The following is a 20,416-nucleotide window of genomic DNA, read 5'->3' as shown; positions in this document are numbered from 1 at the left end:
CGCTCCTTTTCATTGACCGTTGAATTCGATGCGAGGAGCGTATCGCTGCGCGGACAAGTTTTCAACAACTATTGAAATGATATTGTCGTCGAATGGCTCCACCAGCGAAGACGGTGCGCCGCCGGGGCCGGCGGCAGGGTGAGCCGGTGTCGCGCGACGCTGTGCTGGCCGCGGCCAAGAAGCGGTTCGCCAGCGAGGGGTATGAGCGCACCACGTTGCGTGCGATCGCCGACGACGCCCACGTGGACCCGTCGATGGTGCTGTACCTGTTCGGCTCGAAACTCGACCTGTTCCGCGAATCGCTGCGCCTGATCCTCGAGCCGCAGATGCTCGTCGACGCGCTGGCCGACGGCGACGGCGATGTCGGCACCCGGATGGTGCGGGCGTATCTGCGGATCTGGGAGTCGCCCGACACCGGGCCGAGCATGGTGACGATGCTGCAGTCGGCGACGTCGAACACCGATGCACACGAGGCGTTCCGCAGCTTCATGCAGAACTACGTGCTGACCGCCGTGGCCGGCGTGCTCGGCGGCGACGAATCAGCCCGGCTGCGTGCGATGCTCGCGGCGACCACACTGGTCGGCACCGCGATGCTGCGCTACGTGATGAAGATCCCGCCGCTGGCCACGTTGACCGGCGACCAACTCGTCGGCCTGCTCGCACCCACCGTGACGCGCTACCTCACCGCCGACCCCGACGACCTCGGGCTGCCATCGCCGTGATCCGGTAGCGGTCGACAGGACTGCGGGATAACGTTCTGCGACGAGCCGGGTCCGACGGCTGTATTTCGCTGGAGGTCGCCGATGAGTGGCGCTGCGGTCGACGCGACAGGCGGCGCGGCCACGCTGATCATCGGTCAGCGCGTGCGTGACGGGTACGACGACGAGTACCGGCGCTGGCAGCAGGAGGTCAACGCCGCCGCCGCACGGTTCCCCGGTTACCAGGGGTCGGACATGCGGCCACCCACCGGAATCCAGCAGGACTGGCTGGCGGTGTACCAGTTCGACTCGGTCAGCCACGTCCAGGACTGGTTGAACAGCGCCAGGCGACTCGAACTGCTCGAGGAGGCGGGAGCATGGTTCGACGGCCCCGGCACCGCGCAGGTGATCGCCGAGGGCGGCCGCGAACCCGACACCCTGGTCACGGTTGTGGTGACGCACCGGGTCGCCGAGGCCAAGATCGACGACTTCCTGAACTGGCAGCGACGGGTCGACGAAGCCGAGGGCGCGTTCCCGGGCTACCGCGGCTCCGAGGTGTTCCGCCCGGTCGACGGCGTGCAGGAGGAGTGGACGATCTCCTACCGGTTCGACACCGCCGAGCACCTCGACGCCTGGCTGACGTCCGACGAACGCCGGCGCCTGCTCGATGAGGCCGACGATTTCAGCGACTACACCCTCAGCAGGATCGACCATTCGTTCGGCAACTGGTTCTCGTTCGGCGACAAGGCACAACCGCCGCCGTCGGACCTCAAGACGTCGGTCGCGGTGTGGGTCGGCCTCTACCCGACGGTGATGATGCTCTCCCTGCTGACGGCGCCGCTGGGTATGCCGTTGTGGCTGGCCATGCTGGTCGGGAATCTGCTGTCCAGCTTCGTGATGAGCTACGTCGTCATGCCGCGGTACGTGAACCCGCTGCTGGGCTGGTGGCTCACGCCGCGGCGGGGGGCGCGCCAACCGGCGACCGACCTGCGCGGTCTGCTGGTGGTTCTCCTCGTCAATGCCGCGTGGGTGCTGGTGTTCTACCTGATCACGGTCGAATTCTGACGAGGGAAGTCCATGACCATTGATGTCCACTACGGGCACGTCTTCCACCTGGCAGGTAGCCCGACCGTCACCGAGGCGGCCGACGCGCTGGTCTCCGTCCCGGACGGCGCGCTGGTGGTCGGTGACGACGGCAGGGTGCTGTTCGCCGGTGAAAGAGCCTCGGTACCAGCCGAATACGCATCGGCGACGGTGCACGACCAGCGCGGCGGCTACCTGCTGCCGGGGTTCGTCGACACCCACATCCACTTCCCGCAGACTTACGCGGGGGACTCCTACGGCGGTGGGCAACTGCTGGAGTGGCTGAACAACTGCATCTTTCCCTCCGAATCCAGGTACGCGGATCCGGAATTCGCGCAGGAGGCGGCGGTGGAGTTCACCCGGCGCCGGATCGCGGCGGGCACCACTGCCGCGATGGTGTTCGGTTCGGCGTTCCCGCACGCCCAGGACGCCTTGTTCACCGAGACGCGGAAGGCGGGTCTGCGGATCGTGTCGGGCCGCGGCATCCAGACCCGCGGCCCGGACAGCGCCGGACCGCTGATCACCTCGGAGGAGGACGCAATCCGGTTGACGCGCGAGGAGATCGAGAAGTGGCATGCCGCCGACACCGGCGACGTGGACACCGCGCTGCTGCACGTGGCGATCGTGCCCAGGTTCTCACTGTCGGTGACCACCGAGACCCTGCGGAATCTCGGTGAGCTATACGACGAGTTCCGCGACCGCGGTGTCTACGTGCACACCCACCTGAACGAGAACAACCGCCCGGGCACCGGCGAGGTCGACTCCACCAAGCAGGAGTATCAGGTGGGCACCTACCTCGACACCTACGACGGGAAGTTCCTGCCGGGCTCGCAGGTCGGCGGCAAGAGCCTGCTGGGCCGACGGACCATCCTCGCTCACTGCGTGCACTGCCAGGACGCCGAGCTGGCGCGGATGGCGGAGACCGGCACCTCGATCGCGCACTGCCCGGTGTCGCAGCTGTTCCTCGGCTCCGGGACCATGCCGTGGAAGCGGACCATCGCCGCAGGCGTGAACGTCGCTGCGGGAACGGATTTCGGTGGGGGAGACGAGTGGCTGGTGCCGCGGGTGCTCGGGGACGCGTTCAAACAGCACATCAACGAGGACGGCGCTGCCGGTGTCTCGCTGCATCCCGCCGAGTTGCTGTTCGTCGGCACGCTCGGCGGCGCCCGGGCTCTCGACATGGAGGACAGGTTCGGCAACTTCGACCAGGGCAAGGAGGCCGACTTCCTGGTGGTACGGCCCGAAGGTGCACTGAAAGGATTGCTGCACAATGCCATTCGCGCCGACGACACCCGCCTGGCCGGTGATCAGACACTCTTCGCGCTGCTGATGGGTCTGCGGGAGTCGTCGATCGCCGAGGTGTACGTGCAGGGCCGGCGCGTGGTCGCCTAGGTCGCCCGAGACCATGGACCAGGCGACAGCGGTGTCGGTGTTCCACCCGGTCGGCGGTGCGCCGTTCGGCGAGTGGGCCCGTTCCCTGACGGCGTGCGCCGCCGACGCCGACGGGTGCGTCTCGACGCGTATCGCCCTCGAGGGCGGGCAGTTCGAGCCCGCGGTCGCCGTCACCTTCTCTGACGAAGAGCGGCTGGACCGGTGGCTGGACAGCACCGCACGGGCCGAGGTGCTGCGGGCGGGCAGGGAGAAGGGTTGGTGGCCGTCGGCGCCGGTGCTCGTGCTGGCCGCCGACTCGCCGCCGCCACCGGGCGTCGCGGCCTTCCGGCACCGGGTCGCCGCGGGCAGACGCACCGAATTCCTCACCGCCCAGGGCCTGCTCACCGACGCGGCGGCCCGATTCAGCGGATACGAGGGGACCTCGCTCTTCCTCGACGACGCGGGCGGCGAATCGCTGTCGGTGCTGCGCTTCCGAACCGACCGGCAGCTCGCGGTGTGGACGTCGTCGCCGCAGCGCGTCGCCGACCTGCCCGACCTGCGTTCCAGCCTGAGCCGGGACTTCGTACCGATGACGAGCACCACCCCGCTGGGCACCACCGTGCGCAACGAGCACGGCCGCATCGTGATGACGCCGAACTGGAAGTCGGCGATGCTCCTGCTTCTGGTGCTCTATCCGACCGTGATGGCATTGTCGCGGTATCTCGGGCCCGTGCTGGACCGGCTTTTCGCGCCGCCGTGGCTGGCGTTGTGGCTGAGCCAGGTGGTCAGCGTGTCGCTGATGCAGTGGTGGCTGATGCCGTGGGTGTCGCGGCCGTTCCGGCGGTGGCTCGACCCGGTGGAGGGCACCGGCTGGCGGAGCAACCTGGCCGGTGCGGCGGTGATCGTGGTGCTCTACGCCGCCACGCTGTTGCTCTTCGAGACGCTCGCCCGGCGGTGACCCGCCGGCTAGATCACGCCGTGAATGCCCTTGTACAGCAGCAGAAGACCGATGACCACGAGGATTCCGGCGACGAGTACGGCATGCCTGCGCTCCATCCAGTCGCCGACCCGGCGCAGCGTCGCGTCGAGGCGGTCGGTGAAGAGCGAGTACGCCACGATGGGAAGCAGCACCGTCGACCCTGCGACGAGGGCGAAGTAGACGGCGGCCGACCACGCGCCTGCGACGCCCAGCCCGCTACTGCCGATCGCCATACCCGATGCGGCGCTGATGAAGAACACCTTCGGGTTGACGACCACCAGCGTCAGTGCGGTGACGAACGCGCGGGCGGGCGACAGCGTCGTCAGCGAGGTCATCCACTTCGGAGTGTGCGTCTCGCCGCGCCGCGTCCAGCGGTACACCCCGAGCCCGATCAGGACGACGCCCACGAGGATCCGCAGCCACGACGCCCACGCCGGCGGCTTGTCGAAGTTGCCGATGAGACCGGACAGCAACAGGAAGGCCGCGGCGAGGGCGAAGATCCCGAGTAGCCAGCCGGCCAGGAACAACAGGCCTGCGGGCCGCGGTCGCGCGGAGCGCAGCACCAGCACCGCGGGGATGATCGACAGCGGTGAGAGCGCGATCACGAGCGCCAGGGGGATCAGTTCGACCAGTTCCGACACCCAACGCCCGGTCATGGTCTCGAACCTAGCAAGCGCGCACGCCGAATAGGGGGTCGACGGGGCGCGTCGTCAGCCCGGGATTCGCAGCGCTTCGGAGACCGCGGCGTACATGGTCGTCTTGATCGCGCCGAGCGTGCCGGGATCCTTGCCGAGGATCGGTTGCAGCCGTTGCGCCGCGGCCTCGACCACGCCCGCCTCGGGTGCGGTGTCGTCCACGAGGGCCGCGGCCAGCGCTTCGCGGCCGCCGTAGCGGTGCCCGGTGGTCATGGCGGTGACGGCGGTCTGCGGAGGGAGTTTCGCCTGGATGAGCGCGGCCATCCCGGGGGTGAAGGGAATGCGGATGTCCACCTCGGGGAAGCAGAAGTAGCCGCGGTCGTCGCGCATGACGCGGTAGTCGTGGGCGATGGCGAGCATCGAGCCTGCGCCGAACGCGTGGCCGTTCACCGCCGCGACCGTCGGCAGTGGGAAGGTCAGCACGCGGTCGAGCAATTCCTGCACCCGGCCGACGTACCAGCCCAGCCGGTCGCCGTTCGCGGCCAGCCAGTCGAGGTCGAGGCCGTTCGAGTAGAACTTGCCGATCCCGGAGGTGATCAGCGCCTGCGCCTCGGTCCGGACCTCGTCGAGCTGGGTGTGCACGGTGTCCAGCCATTCGACGGAGAAGCGGTTCTCGTCGTCGCCGAGGGTCAGCACGGCGATCGTGTCGCGGTATTCGAGTGTCGGGGGCATCGGGGTCGTCCTTTCGGGGTGGTGGAATGCCTTGTGTCAGGCGGTGTCAGGCGGTGGCGGGTGGAACGGTCAGCACGGCGCGCACAGCGGCGGCGAGGCGTTCGCGGGCGGCGGGGTCGGCGGTGCGGTCGCCGTGCAGCAGCAGTGCGGTCGGCAGTTCGACGACGCAGTCGCGGATGAGGGCGACGGACTGCCTGTCCGCACGGCCCCACAGGCTGCGCGACAGTTGCACGAAGAGCTCGCCGAGGGCCATGTCGAGCCTGCGCAGCTGATCGGCGACGCCGTCCGGTATCTCGCCGGACCGGAGGAGTTCGTCGCGCGGAACGGTCAGCAGGAAGCGCGTCGACGTCGGTCTGCGGTCGGAGAACAGCGCCGGGCAGAGTGCCGCCACGACAACGGCTTCCACCGCGCTCGCGTCACCGGCGTCGTCGCCCGCGCCGGAGAGCGCCTGCTCGACGACATCACGCTGGAGCTGCAGGAAGCTCTCCGCGGCACGCACCCACGCGCGGCCGAGCAGGCCGGCCCGTGACCCGAATGCGTGGTACAGCGCTCCGTTGGACACCGACGTCGCCTCCGACAGGGCTCGGATCGTCACCGCGGCGGGCCCCGCGGTGACTGCGAGCTCCTCGGCGGCGTCGAGTACCCGGTCGAGGTCGTGCATGCGGGGCCGGGGCATGGCCGTCACAGTAACAGAGCGCATGCTCTGTAACTCGCCGTGATGAGTCCGGCAGGGTCGAGGGGTCTACAACTCGACGACGAATACGAGAGAAGGGAGTGCTCCTCATGTCGATCGAGCACGTACTGGCCGTGGTCCCGGTGTCCGACCTGCAGAGCAGCCGGGAGTGGTACGCCACGCTGATCGGGCGCCCGGCGGACAACGACCCCATGCCCAGCCTCACCGAGTGGCAGGTGCTGCCGGGCGGGTGGGTGCAGGTGTTCGTGGACCCGGAGCGGGCAGGCAAGGGGCAGCTGAACCTCGCCGTCGACGACCTGGAGGCTCACCTCGACGAGGTGCGTGGCCGGGGCATCGAGCCCGGCGAGATCGTCGAGGCGAACAAGGGCGTGCGGTTCTCGCAGATCGCCGATCCGGACGGCAACGTCGTCGGCTTCATCGGGGGCTTCCGGCCCGATTACTGAGTCTGGCGAAAAAACATAGACTTGAGCGGAACAGACTCAACCTTGACGGCGTTGAACATGCGGACAAGCATTTTGACCACCCCGTAGAGACTGAATCGGAGGTTGTGGTGGATTCGTTCAACCCGACGACCAAGACGCAGGCCGCGCTCACGTCGGCCCTGCAGGCGGCCACCGCCGCAGGAAACCCGCAGATCGCACCCGCGCATCTGCTGATGTCGCTGCTCACGCAGAACGACGGCATCGCCGCCCCGCTGCTCGAGGCCGTCGGCGTCGAACCCGCGACGATCCGCGCCGAGGGGCAGCGGCTCGTCGACCGGCTGCCCCGTGCCAGCGGCGCCAACAGCCAGCCCCAGCTGAGCCGCGAGTCGCTGGCCGCGATCACCGCCGCCCAGCAGCTGGCCACCGAGATGGACGACGAATACGTCTCCACCGAGCACCTGCTGGTCGGCCTGGCCACCGGCGACTCGGACGTCGCCAAGCTGCTGACCGGCGCGGGCGCATCACCGCAGGCCCTGCGGGAGGCGTTCGCCAAGGTCCGCGGCAGCGCACGCGTCACCAGCCCCGACCCCGAGGGCACCTACCAGGCGTTGGAGAAGTACTCCACCGACCTCACCGCCCGCGCGCGGGAAGGCAAGCTCGACCCCGTCATCGGTCGCGACACCGAGATCCGTCGCGTCGTGCAGGTGCTGAGCCGTCGCACGAAGAACAATCCGGTGCTGATCGGCGAGCCGGGCGTCGGCAAGACCGCGATCGTCGAGGGCCTGGCCCAGCGCATCATCGCCGGCGACGTGCCGGAGAGCCTGCGCGACAAGACCGTCGTCTCGCTCGACCTCGGCTCGATGGTGGCCGGCTCGAAGTACCGCGGTGAATTCGAGGAGCGGCTCAAGGCCGTCCTCGACGACATCAAGAACTCGGCCGGGCAGATCATCACGTTCATCGACGAGCTGCACACCATCGTCGGCGCCGGCTCCACCGGAGACTCGTCGATGGATGCGGGCAACATGATCAAGCCGATGCTGGCCCGCGGCGAGCTGCGCCTGGTCGGCGCCACCACGCTGGACGAGTACCGCAAGTACATCGAGAAGGATGCCGCGCTGGAGCGCCGCTTCCAGCAGGTCTACGTCGGCGAGCCGTCGGTCGAGGACACCGTCGGCATCCTGCGTGGCCTCAAGGAGCGCTACGAGGTACATCACGGCGTCCGCATCACCGACTCGGCTCTCGTCTCCGCTGCCACCCTCTCTGACCGCTACATCACCGCCCGATTCCTGCCGGACAAGGCCATCGACCTGGTCGACGAGGCCGCGTCGCGGCTGCGGATGGAGATCGACTCCCGGCCCGTCGAGGTCGACGAGGTCGAGCGGCTGGTCCGTCGCCTCGAGATCGAGGAGATGGCGCTGGCCAAGGAGGAGGACGACGCCTCGAAGGACCGGCTGGTGAAGCTGCGGTCCGAACTGGCCGACAAGAAGGAACAGCTGTCCGAGCTGACCACCCGCTGGCAGAACGAGAAGCACGCCATCGACGCGGTCCGCGAGCTCAAGGAACAGCTGGACGCGCTGCGTCAGGAATCCGAGCGCGCCGAGCGCGACGGCGACCTGGCCAAGGCCGCCGAGCTGCGCTACGGCCGCATCCCCGAGGTCGAGAAGAAGCTCGACGCGGCGGTGCCCCAGGCCGAGGCGCGTGAGGACGTCATGCTCAAGGAGGAGGTCGGCCCCGACGACATCGCCGAGGTGGTGTCCGCGTGGACCGGGATCCCCGCCGGCCGCATGCTCGAGGGCGAGACCGCCAAGCTGCTGCGCATGGAGGACGAGCTGGGTAGGCGCGTCGTCGGCCAGAAGAAGGCCGTGCAGGCCGTCTCCGACGCCGTCCGCCGCAGCCGCGCCGGGGTCGCCGACCCCAACCGGCCGACGGGCTCGTTCATGTTCCTCGGACCGACCGGCGTCGGTAAGACCGAGCTGGCCAAGGCGCTGGCGGAGTTCCTGTTCGACGACGAACGCGCGATGGTCCGCATCGACATGAGCGAGTACGGCGAGAAGCACTCGGTGGCCCGCCTCGTCGGTGCGCCCCCCGGCTACGTCGGCTACGACCAGGGCGGTCAGCTGACCGAGGCGGTGCGGCGGCGGCCGTACACGGTGATCCTGTTCGACGAGATCGAGAAGGCCCACCCCGACGTGTTCGACGTGCTGCTACAGGTGCTCGACGAGGGCAGGCTGACCGACGGCCAGGGCCGCACGGTCGACTTCCGCAACACCATCCTCATCCTGACGTCCAACCTGGGCGCCGGTGGTTCGGAGGAAATGGTGATGGCGGCAGTGCGTTCGGCCTTCAAGCCGGAGTTCATCAACCGCCTCGACGACGTCATCATCTTCGACGGGCTCAACCCCGAAGAGCTGGTCTCGATCGTCGACATCCAGCTGCAGCAGCTGGCCAAGCGGCTGGCGCAGCGCCGCCTCACCCTCGAGGTGTCGCTGCCCGCGAAGAAGTGGCTCGCCCAGCGCGGATTCGATCCGCTCTACGGCGCCCGGCCGCTGCGCAGGCTGATCCAGCAGGCCATCGGCGACCAGTTGGCGAAGCTGCTGCTCGCCGGCGACGTGCACGACGGAGACGTGGTGCCGGTCAACGTGAGCGCCGACGGCGACGGCCTGGTGCTCGGCTGAGCTGATGCGCCGAGACTGCGGTCAGATTGCGATTCGTGAACGGATCGCGATCTGGCCGCAGTTTCGCGTGTGGGTGACCTAGGGGTCGATCAGCATCGCGACCTGAGCGCTGACGACCTGGCGCACCGCCTTCAGGTCTCGCAGGTCCGCCTCGACCACGTACCGGTCGACGGCCGCCACGCAGTGGAACCTGTCGGCGGCGGTGAAGCGCAGGCATCTGCTTTCGGGGAGGCCGGTCACGGGCGCCTGCGGCCTAGCGTGGTCGTCGAGTGCGGCGATCAGCCGCTGGGCAAGTGTCGCCGCCGACGCGCCATCGCTGGCCCGGTAGACGGTCGCCTTCCCGTTGGCCACCAGATCGACGCCGGTCGCATCCATCGCCGCCGCGGTGCTCACGGGCCCACGCAGGAAGTGCAGGGCGCCGCGCGGTTCGAACACCGCGAGCGCCGTCCGGTTGACGCCGAGATCCTCGGGCGGGATCGGGACGGTGCGGGCGAGCAGCCCGGTCGGATCGATCGGCGCATCGGCGAGCGCGGCGGAATCGGTCGCAGAGAACGAATCGGCCAACGGGATCTGCAGATCCAGAGTCCTGGCGATCCGCGCGACCGCCGGCGCCAGACCGTCGACGGGCAGCTCGGGGAACAGCGTCTGCTGAACCAGCACATAGGGGCCGTGCGCGACCACCGACCGCACCGCAGTGTGTCGGTGCGACACGACGCCATCGTCGACGCCGGGCAGCAGCATCGCGTCGTCCTCGGCCTCGTCGTAGTGATGGGTCGCCGCGATCGCCTCGGGGTGCCCGGGGATGTCCACTTGCGCCGCCGCCCCGTCGGACGCCCCCGTCCCGTCGTGCGCCGCAAGCGCGGCCTCGCCGATCGCCGCCGCGGCAGCCGCCGCCGACCGCGCGTCCGCGAACCGGTGGACCTCGTTCCACAGAGTGTCGTCGGGCGTCTTCGTCCGGCCGGAGTGGACGCCGACGACGTACTTGTCGGGCGGGGTCACCGCGCGCCACTGATCCCTGGTCAACCAGCGGATGGGCGAGGTGGCCCGATGCGAGGTGGCGGTGGCGAACCACGCGCTGCTCGCGAACGCGTCGTCGAACAGGGTGGGCATGTGGCCGCCGCCGGTGAGCCCGCCGTCCACCTCCCAGGGGCCGACGACGTGGTTCGCCAATCGGCGCCCCTCGACCAGCGCGGCCTCTTCGTCGGTGCCTGCTGTGCCGAGCGGCCCACGTGGCCGGGTCGGATAGCTTCCGGTGTCCAGTCGAGCCGGGTCGACGGGCGGGGGCAGTGGTGCGGACGACGTGGCGCTTGTCGGGGCCGCGCCGTGCGGCTGTCGTACGTCGACCGTTTCGCTGCAACCCACGATCAGGATCGCCACCACCCCGGCCGACAGGGTGCCGCGAAGAAGGGCTGCGCGCCGCCCGACGTCTTGCATGGCGGTGAAGATAGTGGGCGGCACCGCCGGCATGGGTCGACACCGTGACTGATGTGACGGGAGAGACGCGTGACAGTCGCCGAGACGTGGTTGTGACCAACTTGAGTTCGGGCGAAAGCGGTACCAGCAAGTAGGCTAGGACCAATGGTCCCGCTCTGGTTCACGCTGTCCGCGCTCTGCTTCGTGGGTGCGGCCGTGCTGTTGTACGTCGACATCGACCGTCGACGCGGGCTCGGCCGCCGCCGGAAGTCCTGGGCGAAATCGCACGGTTTCGACTACGAACACGAGTCGGGTGACATCCTCAAGCGCTGGAAGCGCGGGGTGATGTCCACCGTCGGCGACGTCAACGCCCGCAACGTGGTGCTCGGCCAGATCCGCGGCGAGGCCGTCTTCATCTTCGACCTCGAGGACGTCGCGACGGTGATCGCGCTGCACCGCAAGGTCGGCACGAACGTCGTCGTCGACGTGCGCCTCAAGGACATCAAGGAACCGCGCGAGAACGACATCTGGCTGCTCGGCGCGATCGGGCCGCGGATGGTCTACTCCACCAACCTCGACGCCGCGCGGCGCGCCTGCGATCGCCGGATGGTGACGTTCGCCCACACCGCGCCGGATTGCGCCGAGATCATGTGGAACGAGCAGAACTGGACGCTGGTCAGCATGCCGGTCACCAGCACCCGCGCCCAGTGGGACGAGGGTCTGCGGACCGTGCGGCAGTTCAACGACCTGCTGCGTGTGCTGCCGCCCGTCCCGCAGCCCGCCGCCAGCCAGCCGGCGCCCAGGCGCAGCGGCTCGCCGAGCCGTCCGCTCAAGCCGGCCCCCGCGCCCCGCGCCGAGATGGCCGCTGGCCGCGCCGACGCGGCGCCCGGCCGCGCCGACGTCACCCGCTACCCCCAGCGGCCCGAAGCCGCTCGCGCCGAAGGCCCCCCGGCCGGCCGCGCCGGCGGTCCGTCCCCGGTGCGTGCCGAGCCGTCGCGCCGTCCGCCGCAGGCCCGCAACGCCAGGCAGTCGCCGCACTACCAGCGCTGACCTTCCGCGGTTGTCGGGCGGCACACGCCGCCAAGTAACCTGTCGGCATGGCCCGCCCCGTCGCACTGATCACCGGACCGACGTCCGGACTGGGTGCGGGATTCGCCCGCCGCTACGCCGTCGACGGCTATGACCTGGTGCTCGTCGCCCGTGACGCGGGCCGCCTCGAGCAACTCGCATCGGAACTGCGGGCCGAGGCGGGCGCCACCGTCGAGGTGATCCCCGCCGATCTCGCCGTCGCCGGTGACCGCGCCAAGGTTGCCGACCGGCTCGCCGCCGGGGTCCAGGTGCTGGTCAACAACGCCGGATTCGGCACCGCGGGCGAGTTCTGGACCGCCGACCTCGCGCTGCTGCAGTCCCAGCTCGACGTCAACGTCACCGCGGTGATGCAGCTGACGCACGCGGCACTCCCGCCCATGCTCGCCGACGGGCGCGGCACCGTGATCAACGTCGCCAGCGTCGCGGGGCTGCTGCCCGGCCGCGGGTCGACGTACTCCGCGTCCAAGGCCTGGGTGATCGCGTTCAGCGAGGGGCTGGCCAACGGGGTCGGCGGCACCGGCGTCGGTGTGCATGCGCTGTGTCCTGGGTTCGTGCGCACCGAATTCCACGCCCGCGCGGGCATCGAGATGGCGGGCACACCGTCGTTCCTGTGGCTCGAGGTCGACGACGTGGTGCGGGACTGCCTGGCCGGCGTCGCCAAGGACAAGGTCGTCATCGTGCCCGGCGTGCAGTACAAGGCGCTCACCACCGGTGGCCGGGTCGTCCCGCGAAACCTGGTGCGCGCCATGACCAAAGTGGTGGGCAAGGGCCGTGGCAGGACTTGACGCCGACCGTGAACACCAGTGCGTAGGCTGACCGCGGCCGTCGCGGCCGTGGTCCTCACCGCGGTGTCCGGCTGCTCGGACGACGCCGCCACCGACGAGAACCATTACGGCGCAGAGGCTGTCGCCATCGGTGAGTCGCAGTCGGTGCTGGGCTGGAACCTCTCGGTGGCGAACCTGCGGTTCGACGGCGACCTCGTGCTGGTCGATGTGGACGCGGCCCGCAACGCCGACGATGCCGCCCCCGCGGACAGCCTGCGCTTCGGCCTCTACGGCGCGCTGTACCACCCCATCGAGGCCAACGCCGTCGGCGGTTGCCGGGACGCCGAGACGCTGGACATCCGGCCCGCGGCGTCGCCGACGCCCGACCGGCTCAGCGGCACTGTCTGTCTCGGCCCGATGCGCGACCAGAGCCAGGTGCGGGGCGTCTATGTCTATTCGCCGAAGGACCGGGTTCCGGGCACCACCGTCGCCTATCCCGCCGCATTCCCGGTCGGGATGGTGGCCACCCCCGGCACGGACACCGGTCTGAGCCTCAAGACCACCAGCGTCGACGCCTTCGATGCCGATGGCGTGCAGATAGCCCCGACCGCCATCGGCGCGCCGGACGCGTTCATCGGCGATGGCTACATGCTGATGGGACTGGAGATCACCGGCGCGTCGACCCGCTACCGCGACGACGCGGTCCGGCGCGGCGGCCCGCTGATGGTGGTCGTCGGGCCGACGCTCCCGCCGCCGGGGCTGAGCTACGCATGCTCCACCTACGGGTCCTCGGTGCTGGTGCTGCCCGATACCTCACGTGACGCCGTCGCGCTCAACGCGTCGCTGTGTACGCAGGGCGAATTGAACGCCGCGCTGCTCTACGCCACGGTCTCGGTGGTGGGTACCCACGCCGCCCTGTGGACCACCCGTGACTGACCAGGACGCGCCGGGCCCCACCGAGTGGCACGCAACGCCGGGGGTCGGACCGTGGCCCGGGCCTGCGCCCACCGACCCGCGCTTCGATCCGGACCTGCTGCGCGACGGGGACACCCGCAACGTCGTCGACGCCTACCGGTACTGGACGCGGGAGGCGATCGTCGCCGACATCGACCGCCGTCGCCATCCGCTGCACATCGCGATCGAGAACTTCGGCAACGACGCCAACATCGGCGCGGTGGTGCGCACCGCCAACGCGTTCGCCGTCGACACCGTGCACATCGTCGGCCGCCGGCGCTGGAATCGCCGCGGCGCCATGGTGACCGACCGCTACCAGCGGCTGTGCCACCACGACAGCACCGCCGAACTGCTGGCGTTCGCGGCGGACGCCGGCCTGACCGTCGTCGCGGTGGACAACGTCCCTGGTGCGACCCGCCTCGAGCAGACGACCCTGCCGCGGCACTGCCTGCTGATCTTCGGGCAGGAAGGCCCCGGTATCACCGAGGATGCGAAAGCCGGTGCGACGTCAACGGTTTCGATTGCACAGTTCGGTTCGACCCGCAGCATCAACGCCGCCGTGGCCGCCGGCATCGCCATGCACGCCTGGGTCGTCCAGCACGCCGACCTCGGCCTGGCCTGGTAGCGGTGCGCTGCGCAGCAGCAGCCACACGCCCAGCGCCGACACCAGCATCAGCACCGCGCCTGCGCCGGAGGCGAAGGCCAGCCCGGAGGTGAACGCCTCCTGCGCGGCGGTGCGAAGCGCATCACCCTGGGCGGCGGGAAGTCCCTCGGAGACCTGGACCGCGGCGGCCAGCGAATCCTGGGCGTGCGCGGCCGCTTCCGCCGGAGTGCCGGGCGGCACGACGAAGCCGCGGTAGACGCCGGTGACGATGGACCCGAGCACGGCGATGCCCAAGGCCATGCCGAGTTCGTAGGCGGTCTCGGACACCGCGGCCGCCGCGCCCGCTCGCTCCTTGGGCACGCTGGCCAGGATGACGTCGCTGGCGACGGTGAAGGCCAGCCCGAGCCCGACGCCGACGATGAACAACGTCACGCCCAGTTGCGGATACGGCGTGTCGGGGCGGATCAGCGTCAGCGTCGCCATCGCCAACCCGACCATCGTCAGGCCCGCGGTGAGCACCGCCCGCTGGCTGAGGTAGCGCACCGCGACGCCGGCCAGCACGCCGAACACCGTGGCCGCGAGCGCGGCAGGCACCTCGGCCAGCCCGGCCTGCAGCGGGCCGTACCCCTTCACCAGCTGGAAGAACTGCGAGAGGAAGAACACCAGGCCGGAAAGGCCGAGCACGGAGAGCAGGTTCGCGCCGACCACACCGGAGAAGGCGCGGTTGGCGAACAGCCGTACGTCGATCAGCGGGCTGGGCAGCCGCAGTTGGCGCCGGACGAACCAGGCCAGCGCCGCGGCGCCGACCACCGCCGCGATTGCTCCGTCGAGGCGGAAGCCGTGGGCGGCGGTCTCTTTGACGGCGTAGACCACGGCGAGGATGCCCGCCATCGACAGCGCGACCGACGGCAGGTCCCACGGACCGGGGTGCGGGTTGCGGTGCTCGGGGAGCAGCAGCAGGCCACCGGCCACCAGCACGACCATCACCGGCACGTTGATCAGGAACACCGAGCCCCACCAGAAGTGCTCGAGCAGCACACCACCCAGCACCGGGCCGAGCGCTGCGCCTGCGGAGAACGTCGCCGCCCAGATGCCGACGGCGAGCGACCGTTCGCGGGAATCGGCGAAGATGCTCCGGATGAGCGCCAGCGTGGCAGGCGCGAGCGTCGCCCCGGCCACACCCTGCAGCGCCCGGCCCGCGATCAGCAGTTCGGCTGTGGGTGCGTAGGCGGTCAGCGCTGAGACGGCGCCGAATCCGGTCGCACCGAACAGCAGCAGCTTGCGCTGGCCGATCCGGTCGCCGAGGCTGCCCATCGTGATGAGGAGGCTGGCCAGGACGAAGGAGTAGATGTCACCGATCCAGAGGATCTCGGTGGCGGTCGCGCCGAGGTCGCGGCTGATGAAGGGGGTGGCCAGCGCCAGCACCGTGCCGTCGATGCCGATCAGCAGCACCGCCAGGGTCAGGATGCCCAGGGCGAACCAGCGGCGGCTCATGGTGTCTGCACTCCGTTCAACAGCAGTTCGGTGATCATCCGGTTGAAGTCGCGGGCCGGCACCCGGCCCACCTGGCTGGCCCAGCCGTATCCGGCGACCAGGCTGTAGAGGGCCTCGGTCAGCCACGCGGCCGTGAGATCGGGACGGAACTCCCCGGCGCGCTGGCCGCGCTCGAACAGCCTCGTCATCTCCGCGTCGACCTCGGCCCAGCCCTCGAGCGAGGCGTCCATGTCGACGTCCTGGCTCTGGCTGTACAGCAGCGCGAGGTAGGGCGACACCGGCTCGCACGCGGCGACCAGCCTGCGCAGCGCGTCGGTGGCCGAATCCTCCTGCAGGCGCGCGCTGTTCAGGGCGCCGCGCATCTCGGCGATCGCGAGGTCGTCGAGCGCGGCGAGCAGCGCCGGCTTGCCGGCGAAGTGCCGGTGCAGCGTGGCGCGGCTGACGCCGACGGCCGCGGCGATCTCGTCCTGGGTGGCGTTGGGCCGGCGTCCGAGGAAGTCCGCGGCCGCCCGCAGCAGGTGTTCGCGATCGACGGCCATGAGACGACTATAACCCTGATGAGACAGAATTGTCTCATGACTTTCCGCCGAGCGACCCTCCCGCATGCCGCCCGGTGAGGCAGGATCAAGGCCATGGATCAGCTGTGGGCCAATCGCGCGGCCAGCGCCGAAGCCGCGATCACCAAGCGCCATCTCAAACGGCTGTGGGGCCTGCCCGGCACCCAGCTCGGCGTGGTGGCCTGGCCGGCGGCGCGGCGCCATTCGTGGTTCGGCACCTGGCACTACTGGTGGCAGGCGCACCTGCTGGACTGCCTCGTCGACGCGCAGGTGCGCGATCCGCAACCGGAGCGGCAGAGCAGGATCGCCCGCCAGGTCCGGTCACATCGGCTGCGCAACAACGGGTCCTGGGTCAACGACTACTACGACGACATGGCGTGGCTGGCCCTGTCCCTGGAACGGGCCTGCCGGCTGGCCGGGGTGGAGAAGCCGCGGGCGCTCAAGAAGCTCGCCGATCAGCTCGTCAACGCCTGGGTGCCCGAGGACGGCGGCGGCATCCCGTGGCGCAAGCAGGACCAGTTCTTCAACGCACCGGCCAACGGCCCGGCCGGGATCTTCCTCGCGCGCTACGACGACCGGCTGCGACGCGCCCAGCAGATGGCGGACTGGATCGACGAGGTGCTCATCGACCCCGAGAGCCACCTCGTCTTCGACGGCATCAAGGCCGGCTCCCTGGTGCGTGCCCAGTACACCTACTGCCAGGGCGTCGTGCTCGGGCTCGAGGTGGAACTCGCCGCACGCACCCAGGACGACGACCACGCGCCCCGGGTGCACCGGCTCGTCGCGGCCGTCCGCGAGCACATGGCGCCCGACGGGGTGCTCAAGGGGGCGGGTGGCGGCGACGGCGGCCTGTTCCACGGCATCCTCGCGCGCTACCTGGCCCTGGTCGCCACCGACCTGCCGCAGCGCACCCCGGAGGATGCCGCCGCCCGTGACACCGCCCGCGATCTGGTGCTGACCTCGGCTCAGGCCGCCTGGGACAACCGGCAGACCGTCGACGGCCTCCCGCTGTTCGGCGCGTTCTGGGAGCGCACCGCCGAGGTGCCGACGCTCGCCGGCAAGGAAGCGGAGTTCGTCGAGGGCGCCGTCAACGCATCCGAGATCCCCGAGCGCGACCTCTCGGTGCAGCTGTCGGGATGGATGCTGATGGAGGCCGCGCACACCGTCGCCGAATCGGAGGCCGCCACGACGTGACGACGGCCTTTCCCCGGATCGTCCGCCTGCTGCCGACCCGGTTCAGCCGGGACCCCAGCACGCCGCGATCCACCGAGAACACCGCCGCCGCGCTGCTGCTGCTGTTCACCCTGCTGGCCATCGGGTGGGCGAATTCGCCGTGGGCCGAGACGTATTCGGAGTTCTGGAACACCGACATCGGGTTGAGCTTCGGCGAACACCACACCGAGATGTCGGTCAAGCACCTCGTCAATGACGGCCTGATGGCTTTCTTCTTCTTCATCGTCGGGCTCGAGGTCAAGGCCGAGTTCGCGATCGGCGAGCTGACCGACCGGTCGCGTGCCGCGGTGCCGGTGGTCGCCGCCGTCGCGGGGCTGATCCTGCCCGCCGTGATCTTCCTGGCATTCAACCCCTCCGGCGACGACGCCCAGGCCTGGGGTGTGGTGATCTCCACCGACACCGCCTTCCTGGTCGGCGCGCTGGCGGTGATCAAGCCGAAATTCCCGGCGCGGCTTCGCATCTTCCTGCTGACCCTGGCGGTGGTCGACGACGTCGGCGCGCTCGGCGCGATCGCGCTGTTCTACACCGACGACCTGCGGGTGACCCCGCTGATCGTCGCCATCGTCCTGATCGGCGCCCTTGCCGGGGTGCGGTTCCTGCCCAGGCTGCGCGGTCCGGCATACGCGGCGCTGGGCTTCGCGCTGTGGATCGCGCTGTACATCGCCCACGTGCACCCGACTCTCGCCGGGGTCGCCGTCGCGCTGCTGATCCCCGTGTTCACGCCCGAACGGCGACAGGTCGAGCAGACCGTCGACCTGATCCGCGCGTTCCGCCAGTCACCCAACCCCGAGTACGCGCGCGCGGTCACCCGCGGCCTGCGCGAGTCGATCTCGATCAACGAGCGACTGCAGACCGCCGTCGGCCCCTACGTCTCGTTCCTGGTGCTGCCGATCTTCGCGCTGGCCAACGCGGGCGTCCGACTGGACGAGCCGACCGTCATGGCCGCGCTGGGCTCGACCCTGACGTGGGGCATCGTCGCGGGCCTGGTGCTCGGCAAGTTCGTCGGCATCACCGCGGCCACCGCCGTGATGCGGGCCACCGGCCTCGGCCAGCTCTCTCCGGGCATGTCGCTGCGCCGGGTCGCAGGCGGCGCGCTGCTCTCCGGCATCGGGTTCACCATCTCGCTGTTCATCGTCGATCTCGCCATCGACGACCCGCTGAAGCAGGACGAGGCGCGGGTCGGCGTGCTGATCGCCTCGGTGCTGGCGTTCGTGCTCGGCTGGGCGTTCTTCCGGATCACCGACCTGATCAGCCCTCCGGAGGCGGTCGGGATGAAGCTGGTCCGCCCCATCGACCCCGACCGGGACCACGTCAAGGGACGGCCGGACGCGCCGCTCTCGCTCGTCGAGTACGGCGACTACGAATGCCCGTTCTGCAGCAGGGCCACCGGGGCGATCGACGAGGTGCGGGCACACTTGGGCGACCGGCTCATCTACGTGTGGCGGCACCTGCCGCTGGAGCGGGCCCATCCGCGGGCCTTCGACGCCGCCCGCGCGGTCGAGGGCGCCGCGCTGCAGGGCAAGTTCTGGGAGATGGGTCGTGAACTGTTCGCCCACCAGGACGACCTGGAGTGGTCCGACATCTACCGCTACGCGGTCGGCGTCGGCCTCGACATCGAGCGCTTCGACCAGGACGTGCGGGTGCACGCGTCGAAGGTGCTGCACCGGGTGCAGGACGACGCCCAGGACGCCGAGGTGATGGACCTCAACTCCACCCCGACGTTCTTCGTCAACGGCAAGCGGCACAAGGGTCCCTGGGACGCCGCCAGCCTGATTCGCGCGCTGGAGGCCGGCCTCTCGGGCGATGCGACCGAGGTCCCGCGCTGAGCACCCGCCCAGTACCGTGGTCGGCGTGAGGGACGTGTTCGCCGACCTGCTCGCGGTCTGGCGCGACGGCGGCACCGCGGGGGTGGCGACGGTGGTCCGCACCTTCCGCTCGGCGCCACGCCCGCCCGGCGCGTCGATGGTGGTCGCCCCCGACGGCACGGTCAGTGGGTCGGTGTCGGGCGGCTGCGTCGAGGGGGCGGTGTACGAGCTGGCCGGTGAGGTCGTGGCCGACGGCACGCCGCGGCTGCAGCGCTACGGCGTCAGCGACGACGACGCCTTCGCCGTCGGGCTGACGTGCGGCGGCATCCTCGACGTGTTCGTCGAGGCCGTCTCGCAGCACACGTTCCCCGATTTCGACACAGTGGTCGAGGACATCGACGCCCACCGCCCGGTGGCGACCGCGACCGTCGTCACCCATCCCGACCCGTCGTGGGTGGGACGGCGGCTGGTGGTGCGTCCCGACAACGCGGGCACGCCCGTCACCGGCACACTGGGTTCGGCGCGGGCGGACGCGGCGGTCACCGACGACGCCCGCGGTTTGCTGGACGCCGGCCGCAGCGAGGTGCTGACCTTCGGACCCGACGGCGAGCGGCGCGGCGTCGGCATGGAGGTGTTCGTCGCCGGCCACGCGCCGCGGCCGCGCATGTTGGTGTTCGGGGCGATCGACTTCGCCGCGGCGGTGGCCCGGCAGGGGTCGCTGCTCGGCTACCGGGTCACGGTGTGCGACGCCAGGCCGGTGTTCGCCACCCCGGCGCGCTTCCCGACCGCCGACGACGTGGTGGTCGAGTGGCCGAACCGCTATCTGGCGGCGCAGTCCGAGGCGGGCGCCGTCGACGGCCGCACCGTGATCTGCGTGCTCACCCACGACCCCAAGTTCGACGTGCCGCTGCTCGAGGTGGCGCTGAGGCTGCCGGAGATCGGCTACATCGGCGCGATGGGGTCGCGGCGCACGCACACCGACCGGCTCGACCGGCTGCGGGCGGCCGGGCTCACCGACTCCGAGCTGGCGAGGCTGGCCAGCCCGATCGGCCTCGATCTCGGCGCGCGGACCCCCGAGGAGACCGCGGTGTCGATTGCGGCCGAGATCATCGCGCGGCGCTGGGGCGGCACCGGGCGACCACTCGGCGCCACCGGCGGCCCCATCCATCACGAGCATGACGGGCCGGCGTCTTGCCTTCATGATCGGCCAGGGA

At 70.3% G+C, this 20,416-nt stretch carries 18 protein-coding genes and 1 pseudogene; 13 read left to right on the top strand and 6 right to left on the bottom strand.

Features of this window, described 5'->3' with window-relative positions:
• The first annotated feature begins 92 nt into the window (after nucleotides 1-92).
• From ACPCHZ_RS01780 to ACPCHZ_RS01765, 4 genes are all read left to right on the top strand, one after another.
• Nucleotides 93-722: a TetR family transcriptional regulator gene (locus ACPCHZ_RS01780; protein ID WP_423483159.1), complete on the top strand. Its 630-nt coding sequence runs from the start codon at nucleotides 93-95 to the stop codon at nucleotides 720-722.
• Between the two features lie 81 nt (nucleotides 723-803).
• Entirely contained in the window at nucleotides 804-1,763 is a 960-nt protein-coding gene (locus ACPCHZ_RS01775; protein WP_423483158.1) for an antibiotic biosynthesis monooxygenase, read from the top strand.
• A 12-nt stretch (nucleotides 1,764-1,775) separates the two neighbouring features.
• Nucleotides 1,776-3,173, top strand: coding sequence for an amidohydrolase family protein (locus tag ACPCHZ_RS01770; protein WP_423483157.1), 1,398 nt, complete (start codon nucleotides 1,776-1,778; stop codon nucleotides 3,171-3,173).
• A gap of 13 nt (nucleotides 3,174-3,186) precedes the next feature.
• Nucleotides 3,187-4,110 (top strand): antibiotic biosynthesis monooxygenase, encoded by a 924-nt coding sequence (locus ACPCHZ_RS01765; RefSeq protein WP_423483156.1) that lies wholly within the window; start codon nucleotides 3,187-3,189, stop codon nucleotides 4,108-4,110.
• Nucleotides 4,111-4,118: 8 nt separating this feature from the next.
• Here the strand turns inward: ACPCHZ_RS01765 and ACPCHZ_RS01760 are convergent, their stop codons facing one another.
• The 3 genes from ACPCHZ_RS01760 to ACPCHZ_RS01750 are packed head-to-tail and all read right to left on the bottom strand — an operon-like array spanning nucleotide 4,119 to nucleotide 6,174.
• Nucleotides 4,119-4,787, bottom strand: coding sequence for a GAP family protein (locus tag ACPCHZ_RS01760; protein ID WP_423483155.1), 669 nt, complete (start codon nucleotides 4,785-4,787; stop codon nucleotides 4,119-4,121).
• Between the two features lie 54 nt (nucleotides 4,788-4,841).
• Nucleotides 4,842-5,498 (bottom strand): enoyl-CoA hydratase-related protein, encoded by a 657-nt coding sequence (locus ACPCHZ_RS01755; protein WP_423483154.1) that lies wholly within the window; start codon nucleotides 5,496-5,498, stop codon nucleotides 4,842-4,844.
• Between the two features lie 46 nt (nucleotides 5,499-5,544).
• Nucleotides 5,545-6,174 carry a helix-turn-helix domain-containing protein gene (locus tag ACPCHZ_RS01750; protein ID WP_423483153.1) on the bottom strand — a complete coding sequence of 210 codons (630 nt, stop codon included), beginning with the start codon at nucleotides 6,172-6,174 and terminating at the stop codon, nucleotides 5,545-5,547.
• 107 nt (nucleotides 6,175-6,281) lie between these two features.
• Here ACPCHZ_RS01750 and ACPCHZ_RS01745 point away from each other — a divergent pair, with 107 nt between their 5' ends.
• Both ACPCHZ_RS01745 and clpB read left to right on the top strand, forming a co-directional pair.
• Nucleotides 6,282-6,635: a VOC family protein gene (locus ACPCHZ_RS01745; protein WP_423483152.1), complete on the top strand. Its 354-nt coding sequence runs from the start codon at nucleotides 6,282-6,284 to the stop codon at nucleotides 6,633-6,635.
• A 107-nt stretch (nucleotides 6,636-6,742) separates the two neighbouring features.
• On the top strand, nucleotides 6,743-9,289 hold the full coding sequence (clpB, locus tag ACPCHZ_RS01740; protein WP_423483151.1) for an ATP-dependent chaperone ClpB: 2,547 nt from the start codon (nucleotides 6,743-6,745) through the stop codon (nucleotides 9,287-9,289).
• A 78-nt stretch (nucleotides 9,290-9,367) separates the two neighbouring features.
• On the opposite strand, the gene ACPCHZ_RS01735 is transcribed toward clpB, so the two are convergent.
• Nucleotides 9,368-10,723 carry a DUF7373 family lipoprotein gene (locus ACPCHZ_RS01735; protein WP_423483150.1) on the bottom strand — a complete coding sequence of 452 codons (1,356 nt, stop codon included), beginning with the start codon at nucleotides 10,721-10,723 and terminating at the stop codon, nucleotides 9,368-9,370.
• A 144-nt stretch (nucleotides 10,724-10,867) separates the two neighbouring features.
• Here ACPCHZ_RS01735 and ttfA point away from each other — a divergent pair, with 144 nt between their 5' ends.
• From ttfA to ACPCHZ_RS01715, 4 genes are read left to right on the top strand one after another with little or no spacing between them, the layout of a single operon-like run.
• Nucleotides 10,868-11,752 (top strand): trehalose monomycolate transport factor TtfA, encoded by an 885-nt coding sequence (ttfA, locus tag ACPCHZ_RS01730; protein WP_423483149.1) that lies wholly within the window; start codon nucleotides 10,868-10,870, stop codon nucleotides 11,750-11,752.
• A gap of 47 nt (nucleotides 11,753-11,799) precedes the next feature.
• The gene (locus ACPCHZ_RS01725; protein ID WP_423483148.1) at nucleotides 11,800-12,576 is read left to right on the top strand and encodes an SDR family NAD(P)-dependent oxidoreductase; all 777 of its coding nucleotides are present in this window, start codon (nucleotides 11,800-11,802) and stop codon (nucleotides 12,574-12,576) included.
• Between the two features lie 18 nt (nucleotides 12,577-12,594).
• Complete coding sequence (locus ACPCHZ_RS01720) at nucleotides 12,595-13,491, top strand: hypothetical protein (protein ID WP_423483147.1); 897 nt, start codon at nucleotides 12,595-12,597, stop codon at nucleotides 13,489-13,491.
• Nucleotides 13,484-14,134 (top strand): TrmH family RNA methyltransferase, encoded by a 651-nt coding sequence (locus ACPCHZ_RS01715; protein WP_423483146.1) that lies wholly within the window; start codon nucleotides 13,484-13,486, stop codon nucleotides 14,132-14,134. The genes ACPCHZ_RS01720 and ACPCHZ_RS01715 overlap by 8 nt, the downstream gene beginning before the upstream one ends.
• Here ACPCHZ_RS01715 and ACPCHZ_RS01710 read toward each other — a convergent pair.
• The gene (locus ACPCHZ_RS01710; protein WP_423483145.1) at nucleotides 14,018-15,607 is read right to left on the bottom strand and encodes an MFS transporter; all 1,590 of its coding nucleotides are present in this window, start codon (nucleotides 15,605-15,607) and stop codon (nucleotides 14,018-14,020) included. The two genes, ACPCHZ_RS01715 and ACPCHZ_RS01710, sit on opposite strands and share 117 nt — an antisense overlap.
• The gene (locus ACPCHZ_RS01705; protein WP_423483144.1) at nucleotides 15,604-16,146 is read right to left on the bottom strand and encodes a TetR/AcrR family transcriptional regulator; all 543 of its coding nucleotides are present in this window, start codon (nucleotides 16,144-16,146) and stop codon (nucleotides 15,604-15,606) included. Before ACPCHZ_RS01705 ends, ACPCHZ_RS01710 begins: the two co-directional genes overlap by 4 nt.
• A gap of 93 nt (nucleotides 16,147-16,239) precedes the next feature.
• Here ACPCHZ_RS01705 and ACPCHZ_RS01700 point away from each other — a divergent pair, with 93 nt between their 5' ends.
• The 3 genes and pseudogenes from ACPCHZ_RS01700 to ACPCHZ_RS01690 form a co-directional block, all read left to right on the top strand.
• Nucleotides 16,240-17,358 (top strand): glycoside hydrolase family 76 protein, encoded by a 1,119-nt coding sequence (locus ACPCHZ_RS01700; RefSeq protein ID WP_423483143.1) that lies wholly within the window; start codon nucleotides 16,240-16,242, stop codon nucleotides 17,356-17,358.
• Entirely contained in the window at nucleotides 17,301-19,223 is a 1,923-nt protein-coding gene (gene nhaA, locus ACPCHZ_RS01695; protein ID WP_423483142.1) for a Na+/H+ antiporter NhaA, read from the top strand. The genes ACPCHZ_RS01700 and nhaA overlap by 58 nt, the downstream gene beginning before the upstream one ends.
• A 25-nt stretch (nucleotides 19,224-19,248) precedes the next feature.
• Nucleotides 19,249-20,376 (top strand): annotated as a pseudogene (locus ACPCHZ_RS01690) (XdhC family protein); the annotation flags it as partial.
• Nucleotides 20,377-20,416 lie beyond the last annotated feature (40 nt).

The organism is Mycobacterium sp. NPDC050041 (genome assembly GCF_049541695.1).
Taxonomy (GTDB): Bacteria; Actinomycetota; Actinomycetes; order Mycobacteriales; family Mycobacteriaceae; genus Mycobacterium.
Note: the sequence above shows the minus strand (reverse complement) of the source record. Positions and strands in the feature narration are given on the sequence as shown.